Annotated in this window: 13 protein-coding genes and 1 tRNA gene; 7 read left to right on the forward strand and 7 right to left on the reverse strand. The window is 42.5% G+C overall.

From position 1 onward, the window contains the following. Nucleotides 1–6: 6 nt before the first annotated feature. The gene (locus PENNN9_RS11230) at nucleotides 7–720 is read left to right on the forward strand and encodes a hypothetical protein (RefSeq protein ID WP_058369761.1); all 714 of its coding nucleotides are present in this window, start codon (nucleotides 7–9) and stop codon (nucleotides 718–720) included. 90 nt (nucleotides 721–810) lie between these two features. On the opposite strand, the gene PENNN9_RS11235 is transcribed toward PENNN9_RS11230, so the two are convergent. Further along, nucleotides 811–1,575, reverse strand: a complete 765-nt coding sequence (locus PENNN9_RS11235) for a hypothetical protein (RefSeq protein ID WP_058369762.1) — start codon at nucleotides 1,573–1,575, stop codon at nucleotides 811–813. Nucleotides 1,576–2,082: 507 nt separating this feature from the next. Continuing rightward, entirely contained in the window at nucleotides 2,083–3,030 is a 948-nt protein-coding gene (locus PENNN9_RS11240; protein ID WP_058369763.1) for an NAD(P)-dependent oxidoreductase, read from the reverse strand. 371 nt (nucleotides 3,031–3,401) lie between these two features. On the opposite strand from PENNN9_RS11240, the gene PENNN9_RS11245 reads away from it, so the two are divergent. Further along, on the forward strand, nucleotides 3,402–4,748 hold the full coding sequence (locus PENNN9_RS11245) for a valine--pyruvate transaminase (protein WP_058369764.1): 1,347 nt from the start codon (nucleotides 3,402–3,404) through the stop codon (nucleotides 4,746–4,748). Nucleotides 4,749–4,824: 76 nt separating this feature from the next. On the opposite strand, the gene PENNN9_RS11250 is transcribed toward PENNN9_RS11245, so the two are convergent. The 4 genes from PENNN9_RS11250 to hisB all read right to left on the reverse strand — a co-directional run bounded on the left by PENNN9_RS11250 (nucleotide 4,825) and on the right by hisB (nucleotide 7,949). Then, on the reverse strand, nucleotides 4,825–5,751 hold the full coding sequence (locus PENNN9_RS11250; RefSeq protein ID WP_227511811.1) for a DJ-1/PfpI family protein: 927 nt from the start codon (nucleotides 5,749–5,751) through the stop codon (nucleotides 4,825–4,827). Nucleotides 5,752–6,124: 373 nt separating this feature from the next. After that, nucleotides 6,125–6,502: a hypothetical protein gene (locus tag PENNN9_RS11255; RefSeq protein WP_058369765.1), complete on the reverse strand. Its 378-nt coding sequence runs from the start codon at nucleotides 6,500–6,502 to the stop codon at nucleotides 6,125–6,127. Nucleotides 6,503–6,607: 105 nt separating this feature from the next. Then, complete coding sequence (gene hisH / locus PENNN9_RS11260; protein ID WP_058369766.1) at nucleotides 6,608–7,243, reverse strand: imidazole glycerol phosphate synthase subunit HisH; 636 nt, start codon at nucleotides 7,241–7,243, stop codon at nucleotides 6,608–6,610. A gap of 79 nt (nucleotides 7,244–7,322) precedes the next feature. After that, nucleotides 7,323–7,949, reverse strand: a complete 627-nt coding sequence (hisB, locus tag PENNN9_RS11265) for an imidazoleglycerol-phosphate dehydratase HisB (RefSeq protein WP_058369767.1) — start codon at nucleotides 7,947–7,949, stop codon at nucleotides 7,323–7,325. Nucleotides 7,950–8,250: 301 nt separating this feature from the next. On the opposite strand from hisB, the gene PENNN9_RS11270 reads away from it, so the two are divergent. Together PENNN9_RS11270 and PENNN9_RS11275 are read left to right on the forward strand one after the other, a co-directional pair. Continuing rightward, nucleotides 8,251–8,673 (forward strand): hypothetical protein, encoded by a 423-nt coding sequence (locus PENNN9_RS11270; protein ID WP_058369768.1) that lies wholly within the window; start codon nucleotides 8,251–8,253, stop codon nucleotides 8,671–8,673. Between the two features lie 125 nt (nucleotides 8,674–8,798). After that, nucleotides 8,799–8,874 (forward strand) — tRNA-Phe (locus tag PENNN9_RS11275). A gap of 74 nt (nucleotides 8,875–8,948) precedes the next feature. Here the strand turns inward: PENNN9_RS11275 and PENNN9_RS11280 are convergent. Continuing rightward, entirely contained in the window at nucleotides 8,949–9,323 is a 375-nt protein-coding gene (locus PENNN9_RS11280; RefSeq protein ID WP_058369769.1) for a hypothetical protein, read from the reverse strand. Nucleotides 9,324–9,517: 194 nt separating this feature from the next. Between PENNN9_RS11280 and PENNN9_RS11285 the strand changes: the two genes are divergently transcribed. The 3 genes from PENNN9_RS11285 to PENNN9_RS12580 form a co-directional block, all read left to right on the forward strand. Further along, nucleotides 9,518–10,018, forward strand: coding sequence for a DUF4385 domain-containing protein (locus tag PENNN9_RS11285; RefSeq protein ID WP_058369770.1), 501 nt, complete (start codon nucleotides 9,518–9,520; stop codon nucleotides 10,016–10,018). Nucleotides 10,019–10,128: 110 nt separating this feature from the next. Beyond that, the gene (locus tag PENNN9_RS11290) at nucleotides 10,129–10,812 is read left to right on the forward strand and encodes a phosphoglycolate phosphatase (protein ID WP_082638081.1); all 684 of its coding nucleotides are present in this window, start codon (nucleotides 10,129–10,131) and stop codon (nucleotides 10,810–10,812) included. A 52-nt stretch (nucleotides 10,813–10,864) separates the two neighbouring features. Then, the coding region (locus PENNN9_RS12580; protein ID WP_156410099.1) for a formate--tetrahydrofolate ligase at nucleotides 10,865–11,032 on the forward strand (168 nt) is incomplete at its 3' end.

Consider the following 11,032-nt stretch of genomic DNA (forward strand, 5'->3'; position numbering starts at 1 on the left):
AAGGAAATGTTACAAGAAAAGCTGTTTGACCGTTATATGAGTATTGCTGAAGAGCATCAAGAGTTTTTAGAAAAGTCCTTATCCTATAACGATTTAGCAAAACTACTTTTGGGCAGTGTACCTGATGAATACGAACAAGCGCCTAATAAAATACTAATTGTTGGTAGAGAAACTAAGGGTTGGTTAAAGAGTTTGAATGACTTCCAATATGATAAAAATGGAATTAAGCGGTCAATGGATGAGAGTAAAGACTTCGTACGAGACCAGCTAAAAGAAAAGAAAAAAGATACTCGTGGTAAATCATTCTTTAATTTTGTACGTGATGTTGCGAAAAAAAGTGGCGATAATGGTGTTTTATGGGCTAACATCTATGCCTCTGACTATAAGGGCGGGCATATCAATCACATAAAAGATAAGGACATGATAAAAGAGATAGAAACTATTTCTAGAAAAATTATTGTCGCTCAAATTGAGGTACTAAATCCCGATATCATCATATTCGCTACAGGCAGTCAGGGCATTGCAGCAAGACGTAGATACTTCCCAAATTCGGAGTTGAGAGAACGTACAGCTATTGAAGGCTACCCCTCAAAGGATTTATGGGCTTTTAAATTACCCGATTATGACGCTCAGTGTTATCGCATACACCACCCTAGTTCATTTAGTAATGAGAAAAGGCAAGCAAGACAAAAACTTATTGAAATATTGCCGAGCATATAATTATTAAGTGTTAGTCAATTACCTTATAGGCATTGTCTGGAACAAAAAAAACTTTATAGCCTTTTATGTGTTGAAGCGAGTCATGATTCGTTAATTTTGCGATGGCTCGTCGGGGTATATTACACTGATATAAGCATTATTTAATGTACTCATTGCCATGCCATAAAGCACCATGTCAGAGTGATTCATTTTCCGATTAACCATTTCTATAATTTCACTAGATTGCTCAAGATTTCCAGGGTTAATTGTATGGATGTAAAGCAATAGACTTCTAACGTCTTTTATAGGAAGGTTACCTATAAATTCTTCAACCTCCTGTTTATTTTGCTTGAAAAAATCGTCTGATAAATAAAATTTTGATTCTGCATATTGAGTATATGGGCATTGATTAAAAAAACTGATAATGTCATTCAGATCCATAGCGATATAGCTCCCGTGCACACTCAACATAGCTTGGAACTGATGTACAATCCTATCAACCTGCTTAAGCTCACAGCAAACCACACCATCTATGACATTATTAATTTCCATAAATCTACGACTGGTTCTTATGCCAATCAACAATTCTGCACCTGACTGTTCTTTTAATGCACTAAGACCTTCTTCATTCCACTCATCGTCAAATAAAAAGAAAGCGCAGCAACAAGGTACGCTAAAGTCACCTTTAGGATTATATATTTTAAATTGTGTTTTTAGTTTCCAGTCGTTGATAATATCATCTGGTATAGAATATTTTGAGCCTGTCGATTTAGTAGCTTTAAGCTGAATATTTTGGTCTGCAATACTGTTGCCATTATTTTTTGATGGTTTAGTTTTGAGGTTAACCTCATCAAGTGATTGCTGTACATTATTCACTGTAATTCCTTTTATCATCTAAAATAGTTCTATCTGAAGCACGCTGCCATAGCATTTTCATAAAGTTTACTGAACATAATAGCAGAGCTTATTCGGTGGATTACGCCTTATCTACATCTTCTACGAGAATTTGAAAAGTCTAACCCACCCTACACCAAATCTAACTCTTACCAAAACTTCGCTTAACTAATCAATAGTCGCCTTAGGGTGCGGTTTAGCCTCGACAGTAGCGGGTATACTTATGTGACCACTGGTCTGCGGGGACTTGGCTTTCCAGAAAATCATAGATTTTCTCTTGCGTCGAGGCAAGTGTCTTCCAGATACTTACTGTTTCCCTCCTCATATCGAGGCAATAGGAACACTATCAGCCTTTAGTCACCGCGCCAGTGGGCATATAAGATATGAACGGATGGCGAGATTAGCTCCAAAACATTAAGCCCCTAAAACCCCAAATACCAAACCCTCTCAATTCACATCTCAGTTATTCTAACCCCAACCACTTTAACTCTAGTTGTTTTCAATAAAATCATTGATTTGCCGAGTGATTATCTTCCATAGTTTGACTTGCGAGGCTCGGCTGCCTGCACCCATATGCGGGGTTAGAATGATGCGAGGATGACCTTCATTGGCAAGCTGGACAATCGGGTCATTTTCGCCGGCAGGTTCTTGTTCAAATACGTCGGTAGCATAGCCAAGTATTTGCTCCTGTTTGACTGCGCTAGCTAAGGCCTCGCTATCGACAATCTTGCCACGGGCGACGTTGACCAGTAGCGGTTTTTTGCTCATTTTGCTTAGGGTGTCTTGGTTAATGAGATGCTTGGTTTCCTCGGTGAGCGGGCAATGTATAGTGATGACATCAGACTTGCTCAGAACGGTTTCAAAGTCGGTGTAGTCATCATTACGAGGCTTGCGACCTTGGCGCTCTGCCCATAGGACGTTCATGTCATAGGCTTTGGCAAGCTTGGTAATCCGCTTGCCAATATCACCGATACCTATCATACCGATGGTTAAACCCTCGAGATCAATAGCCTCAGCATCGATGATGTCGGCTCGCCCCTTATCCTTCCATTCGCCACTTTTCACTTTGTTGTGATAATGGATACTGGCACGCATGGCGCTGAGTAGTAGCATCATGGTGTGCTCGGCGACGGTGGCGCTGGCAAAATCTGGTGCGTTAAGGACTTTGACGTCGTTGTCTTCGCAGGCTTGTTTGTCAATGTGGTTGGAGCCGACAGAGAGGAGCTGGATGAGCTTGAGATTGGGTAGCGCCTCAATAACTTCACGCTCGATACGTAGGGAGCCATTCATCATAATGTCGGCATCTTGACAGCGCTCAATGATGGTTTTATTGTCTTGTGGGGTTTCTTCAAAGGTGACGTAGTCGGTTATTTTTTCGGGGGTAGGTCGCTCTAGGTCGGCGATAAATCTTTTTTCATCGAGTAATACGGCTTTCATGAAGGACTCCTTTTTTAATCGTAGTGGGTCTGGTATTTAGCACTTACTATATAAGGGTTGCGGCGGCTGATGTGTTAGCGTTTGTTGGGTATCGGACAAGCTCTTGTATAGTCAGGTCAGCATAAAAAGAATACAGTTAGACTGGGATAAATTTTTTGCAGCCTCTGTCTGCGCAGGCTCAGCACGCAAGAAAAATTTATCCCAGTCTAGCGTGTTAATGCAGTGTATCTATTTTATTTAGTATCGACTATATAGTAAGCGCTGTATCAAGCCAGGTTGTTTACTCACCTTACCGTCGGCATTTGTTATACTAGCGCCACTTTATCTATGAAATAACCTGATAACCCCTTCCAAAACAGCACGGTACCCTTATGAAATTCTCCAAGTTTGGTCAAAAGTTTATTCAGCCCACGGGCATCTCGCAATTGATGGATGATTTGGGCGATGCGCTCAAAAGCGATCAGCCAGTCAATATGCTTGGCGGCGGCAATCCTGCCAAGATTGCGGCGGTCAATGAAGTGTTTTTGCAGACCTATCAAGCGCTTGGCAATGACAGTAACGCTAGTGATCCTGATAGTAGCGCCATTATTAGTATGGCAAATTACTCTAACCCGCAAGGTGATGCTGAATTTATTGATGCCTTAGTTGGCTTTTTTAACCGTCATTATGATTGGAATTTGAGCGCGGAAAATATCGCGCTGACCAATGGCTCACAAAATGCGTTTTTCTTCTTATTCAATCTATTCGGCGGGGCCTTTAGTGATAATAAGCTTGATGAGCACGGTCAAGAGAAAAAAAGTCAGTCTGTAGACAAATCCATCTTGCTACCGCTTGCCCCTGAGTACATTGGCTATAGCGACGTGCACATCGATGGTCAGCATTTCACCGCCGTATTACCGCATATCGATGAAGTGACGCATGATGGTGAGGAAGGCTTCTTTAAGTATCGCGTGGATTTTGAGGCATTAGAGAATTTGCCTGCGCTTAAAGAAGGTCGTATTGGGGCAATTTGCTGTTCGCGTCCGACCAATCCAACGGGCAACGTGTTGACTGATGATGAAATGGCACACTTAGCTGAGATTGCGCGGCGCTATGATGTGCCACTGATTATCGATAATGCTTATGGTATGCCGTTTCCTAATATCATTTATTCAGATGCGCATCTGACGTGGGATGACAATACGATTCTTTGCTTTAGTCTCTCCAAGATTGGCTTGCCGGGCGTGCGCACTGGCATCATCGTAGCGGATCCTGAAGTGATAGCAGCAGTCAGCGCCATGAATGCGGTGGTCAATCTAGCCCCTACCCGCTTTGGTGCCGCCATTGCCAAGCCATTGGTGCAGAATGATCGTATCAAGCAGCTATCGGATAACGACATCAAGCCGTTTTATCAGCAGCAAGCAACACTGGCCGTGAGACTTTTAAAAGAAGCGTTGAGTGATTATCCATTGATGATTCATAAGCCTGAGGGTGCGATATTCTTTTGGTTATGGTTTAAAGACTTGCCGATTACCACGCTTGAGCTGTACGAGCGTCTCAAAGAAAAAGGCACGCTCGTCGTACCAAGTCAGTTCTTCTTCCCCGGTGTAGATGTTGATAATTATAGGCACGCGCACGAATGTATTCGCATGAGTATCGCTGCAGACGAGCAGACGCTCACTGACGGTATAGCAGTAATTGGTGAGGTGGTGCGTGAGCTGTATGATAAGGCTAAATAAAAAGCCCTAGCCTTAAACGTAAAAAACGGACTAGCTAATAGTCCGTTTTTTTGTGCTGTGAATGTTTACACACTCTTTAGCTAAGCTCTTTTAGCAACGCTTTAGTACTCATCTTACCAAACTCATTGGCCGCTAGAGGGCCATCACCTGAGATGAGCTTTCTATCTTGATGCGTCTGTCCTGAGGCGAGTTTATTATCGATAGTGACGCCTAAATCCTCTAGTTTCTCACCGAAGTACCACGGCATTGTGCCAGGCAGATAACCTAACTTTGGCATTTGCTTGTCCATTCCCGTTGGGAACGCCACTATCTTGTAGCCACTAAAAATAAAGTCGCGCTCAGAGTTGTTGTCTTCATCGGAGCTGTCTGGACTTTGCAAATTAGCAGCCAGTAAAGCTGCAGGTCCATGGCAAATCGCTAAGGTAAATAAATCCGTATCATAGCCCCAACGGAGCAGTTCACCAAGGTTTTCGTCTTCAGGTAAGCCTAACATTGCGCCATGACCACCCGGAATAAAGATCGCTGCATAATCATGACTATCTGCCATGTCATTTTTGACAAAGTCGGCAATACTTTTTGGGTTTTGCAGCTTTGACTCGTAATCGCTATAGATTTGTTTAACGTCATCATCGTTGTCCGGCATCGCCCACTGTTCAACTTTGACAGACTCCCCTGTTGACGTAAAAACATCCACATCGAAACCTGCTTTTTTAAAATGTAATAGAGGCACCATCATCTCAACGGGATGGTTACCAGTATCGAACTTATTGCCGTTTTCCATAGTCATATATTGCTCTTCAGTGCAGACCATGAGGATTTTTTTATTGCCTGTATACGGCGTATCATACTCGGTATTGTCGTAGTTGGTTTTGCTTGGCGCTGCCAATTTTAGCGACGACTTGGAAGGAATATAAATCCCTGCTTCTGTTTCTTGTGGCTCTAATCCTAACGTGTCTTTGGCTTTGTCTAATATTTCTTGGATATTCAAGTCTTTAATATTCATAGCTTTTCCTATTATATTATTGGTTATGCTGTACGGATAACGAATTGATCAATAGTCAAAATCTACAAATCAAAGAGACAAATAAATAACGTTATCCTTTAATTTTAAGGTAACAAACTGAAGAAGCGTTAAACAGACAAGACTTTTTAACTTTCGTAAACTTTGTAAAGCGCGGGTTGCGAAAATGCTAAGCGGTTGAATAGTGAGGGCTATAGTTAATTCATTTTAAAACCGATACAATGCAGCTGGTATGAGTTTTGCGCAGCCTCTGTCAGCGTAGACACAGCAAGCCAAGGAAATTTATACCAGTTGCACGTTATTATGAGCGTAACGATTTTATTTCGAGCTGACTATAGTTAAGTATTAGCTATTTTTAACGGGTTTTCTTTAACAGCTTACTTGGTGAATTGGTAGCCTGAAAGATGGTCGTCCATTTACTAAGCGCAAACAGCACAAAAGGCAGTAGGCAAGTATTGACCAAATCATGCAGACTTGCCTTTATGTCTATCATTCCTAATGCAACAAACCCTCTTGGCCTAATAATGTGACGGTTGTCTAAATATTCACCTGCTATGGCAACACCGATCACGACAATAAGAGCGATAAAGGCTCTGATATTCTGACTTTTAATGATAGGGCGCAATATAAACAAGCAAAGCAGATAGACGCCGACGCCGACATAGATATGTAAGGCGTCTTTCGCGAGGCCTGTCATCTCAACGATGTTTAGTTTAAAGGTGGTAAAGTCCACTGAGTTTTCCGTACATAATAGCTAACAATAGCTGAGGCCAATAATAAAAAGGTGAGCTACGCTGACGTTAACTCACCTCTCAAACTTATATACTGTTTTGTCCGACTACACGTCCCACTCAACGAAGTTCTTTAGTAGTTGCAAGCCAGCAGTGTGGCTCTTTTCCGGATGGAATTGGGTGGCGAATAGATTGTCTTGAATAATGCTGGCGCAAAACGGCTGGCCATAGTCACAAACGGCCGCCACTTGTGCGCTATCGGCAGGTGCGCAGTAGTAGCTGTGTACAAAGTAAAAGTGCGCGTTGTCGCCTATACCATTCCACAACGGATGGTCAAAATCCATACCGTTAATGGTATTCCAGCCCATGTGCGGTACTTTAATCGTGGCGCCCTGCTCGTCTTTCCATGTCGGGTCAAAAGCTTCTACCGTGCCATTTAAGATGCCCAAACAGTCCGTACCACCATTCTCCGCCGACTGCTCAAACAATGCCTGCATACCGACACAGATAGCCATCACAGGCTTATTAAATATCGCCTGACGTACGACGTCATCAATACCCGCTTTGTGCATACCGATCATGCAATCGCGCATGGCACCGACACCGGGAAAGACGATTTTGTCCGCTGCAGCGACGACTTTTGGATCATTGGTGATAGAGACGTCTGCGCCTACCGCTGATAGTGCTTTGCCAGCTGAGTGTAAATTACCCATGCCATAATCTAATAATGCTACTTTGGTCATTAATTGGTTCTCATTTTTGAATCGCTTTAATAATCTACTCAGCTTTGCTGACACTCTATAGAAAAGCTTTAAGTGCGCCTTAAAACGCCTCTTTGGTCGACGGCAGGGTATTCAACGCCCGCTCATCATATTCACACGCCATACGCAGCGCACGAGCAAAGGCTTTAAAGGTAGATTCGATTTGGTGATGGCTGTTTTTGCCTTTGAGATTGTCTAAATGCACGGTCATCCACGAATGGTTAACGAAGCCGTAGAAAAACTCGCTAAACAAATCGACATCGAACTTACCTACGTGTGAACGGGTAAAAGGAATGTCCATATGCAAACCCGGACGACCTGAGAGATCAACGACTGCGCGCGTTAAAGCTTCATCAAGTGGCGCATAAAAATGCCCATAACGACGGATGCCTTTTTTATCGCCTAGGGCTTTATTAAAGGCTTGTCCAAGGGTAATGCCAGTATCTTCAACACTGTGGTGATCATCGATAAAGGTATCGCCCGTACATTTAATATCTAAGTCAAACAAACCGTGACGCTTGATTTGATCAATCATGTGATCCAAGAATGGCACACCAGTATCGACAACCCCTTGACCGGTTCCATCAAGATTGACTGTGCAAGTGATTTGCGTCTCAGCAGTATTGCGCTCAACGGTGGCCGTGCGTGCTGGGCGGCCGTGTAAATTTAGGTTTGAATCGGTTGTCATGGCTACTCTCTATCAATGAAAAGCAAACAATAAAAACAGGCTTACAAAAGCCCGACGTGTTCCAAATATGAGAACGATAAAATATAAATAACCAAAAAATCTAATAGCTATTATTAATAGCGATAAAAAAAGAATAATATCCTTATCATAGCAAACCCTACGATTTACTGCCATGACCACGCGTTAAACCACGTACAAAATCCTCCGATTCTGCTAAAATGCTGTATCAAGTTTTATCAATCATGATTACCCACGCCCTATAAAGCAATGCTGTATCAAACAATAGCAACAGGAATTTGCCATGCCTTTAGAAGCCATCGCTATCAATAGTTTGGACGCTCCACTTATCAAAAAACCTGCCCGCGACAATGAGCTATCTGAGCGCTTGCACGCCCTCTATGATAGCGATGATACACAGCCTAGTGGTCTCGAGGTATTAAACATCGTTGCGCAAGGTTTTAAACGTGGGCAATATTTATACGTCGGTATGTTTAATGACAAACCCATCGCCGCTGTTGCCTGCTTCGATGACGGGCAAACCAACGCCAAACGCTTGCAGTATTTGACTGTACACTCACAAAACAAAGGTCGCGCCATTGATGCCAAGTTCATTAAATTGGTTTATGATGCTGAGGTCAAAAAAGGCGTCCGTGAGTTTGTTCCTGTTGATACAGACATTCATCGTATTATGAGCGAGTATGAGCTGCTACGTGTTAAAGAGTGAGCAAAAGTAATATTGTTCTTATTTTGACTCATTATATCTGCCTATTTTTGAGCTTTTCTCATTATTATGCAAAAATAGCTTGACAGCAACGCGTATATTTAGTTTAATAGCGACCTCAACGAGACGGCTCGATAGCTCAGTAGGTAGAGCAACGGATTGAAAATCCGTGTGTCGGCAGTTCGATCCTGCCTCGAGCCACCATTCGTTTATCGAATACTAAAAAGTCCCAAACAGCAATGTTTAGGGCTTTTTTTATGCTTAATTTTTGGTTAAATTTATTCTTGATACAACCGGTCGCGTAATAGCAGCTGACAACGCTCACGCGAATCCAAATCATACACCGTTGCGCGGTAATCAACACTGTGACGCCCTTCAAAAAATACTACCCGATCGCCCACTGCTAAAAAACAAGAAGTACGCGCATCGTAGATAAAACCATCAATTACAAATGCCAGATCGCGATCTATCTCGCGTACTGTGTAGGTCTCGTCTTGCGGTATCAAACGCTCAAACCAAGCGCTATGGGCAGCATTAGTGCTTAGTACACTTGTGAGTAACAGCGCTGATATGATGAATGCGCGTTTTAATGATATCGTGAAAGTCGAGCCAGCTAGGCCGATTTTATTTATGCTATTTTTACTAACTGTCATGATCTCTACCTACTCAGACCTGCTCAATGATTGTTTCTACTAATGACGCTTCTCATGCTAAACGCTTACTGTCACGGTTGCATAACATTTTTGTGCTGTTTTTTAGACAGGGGTGCTCAGTATACTCGATAGTCTTGATAATGATAAATTTGATAGCTAAATACTAAAAAGATGACTACGAATAGGAAAAAACGATGAGAGAGTTTGATTATGATTTGGACTATAAAAACCTAGATCTGCGCGCGCATCCTGAGCTATACCGTGTTGGTCGCGGTGAGCAAGGCGTCCTATTGGTTGAGCCTTATAAGTCCGAAATATTACCCCATTGGCGCTTTGCCACGCCTGATATTGCAACTGAAAGCAGCGAGACTATTTATCAGATGTTTTTAGATTATCTGGCTGCCGATGACTTTGTCGGTGCGGATATGGCGCGCAAATTTATTCAGATGGGCTATACCCGCGCCCGCCGCTATGCCAATCATAAAGGCGGCAAAAAGTATAAAGGGGCGGTACCTGATGATAAAAAAGGTCAAAGCGGGGCCCATGGTCGAGAAGAGCTACCACGGCAAGAGGAAGATCCAATTAAAGCAGAATCTGCCCGTATTTTTAAACAAAAATGGGATGAATGCCGCAAAAATGAAACCTATCTAAAGATGAAAAAGGAACACTGCGCGCGCTATAAAGAGGTTGAATAAGTCAGCGTAATATATATTCTAATCTTAAATCTTTGCTATGCTTAGTGGCTAGGACCTAGATAAGGCGCATTCAAAGACATTTTATATACACACTGATGAGTAAAAATTTTATGCAAGACAAACAACTGCTAATTTTTGATTTTGATGGCACCTTAATTGATAGTGTGCCCGATTTGGCTGATGCGACCAATACAATGCTGACTACGCTTGGCAAAGAAACCTACCCTCTCGACACCATACGTAATTGGGTCGGCAATGGCTCAAGAATGTTGGTTGAACGCGCGTTGGTAGGGAAGATCGAAGTATTAGAAGGTGAATTGAAGATTGATGAAGCCGATCATGCAGAGGAAGTATTTTTTGCCGCTTATAAAGATATTAGCGGTAGCAAAACCGTCGCCTACCCAGATGTAGACAATGGACTAAAAAAGCTAAAGGCAGCAGGCTATACGTTGGCATTAGTGACCAATAAACCTGTACGTTTTGTACCGAAAATCCTGCAAACCTTTGGCTGGCAGGACTTATTTAGTGCCGTGCTCGGTGGTGATAGCTTAACTCTCAAAAAGCCGGATCCTGCGCCATTATTACACGTCTGTGAGGCACTAGATGCTACGCCAGAACAAGCGATTATGATTGGTGATTCAAGAAACGATATATTGGCTGGACAAAAAGCCAATATGGATACCCTTGGACTGTCTTATGGTTATAACTATGGGCAAGATATTCGAGAGCTAAATCCTACTCGAGCTTTTGATGACTTTGCCGCTTTGGTTGATTACCTTTTAAAAAATAAGTAAATAGACCTCTCTATCCTACACTACCCTTTAAAATTGTGACGAGACCTTTGACATGATCGTACCCAGCGATATTGCCATCGCCCAAAATGCTACCTTACAACCTATCAACGACATCGCACAAAAACTTGGTTTAACCACTGCTAATATCGAACCATACGGCCATGATAAAGCAAAAATAAATTCAGCCGATGTGTTTGCCATGCCAGTTAAAAATCAGCAG

Source organism: Psychrobacter sp. ENNN9_III, assembly GCF_001462175.1.
In the GTDB taxonomy this organism is placed as follows: Bacteria; Pseudomonadota; Gammaproteobacteria; order Pseudomonadales; family Moraxellaceae; genus Psychrobacter.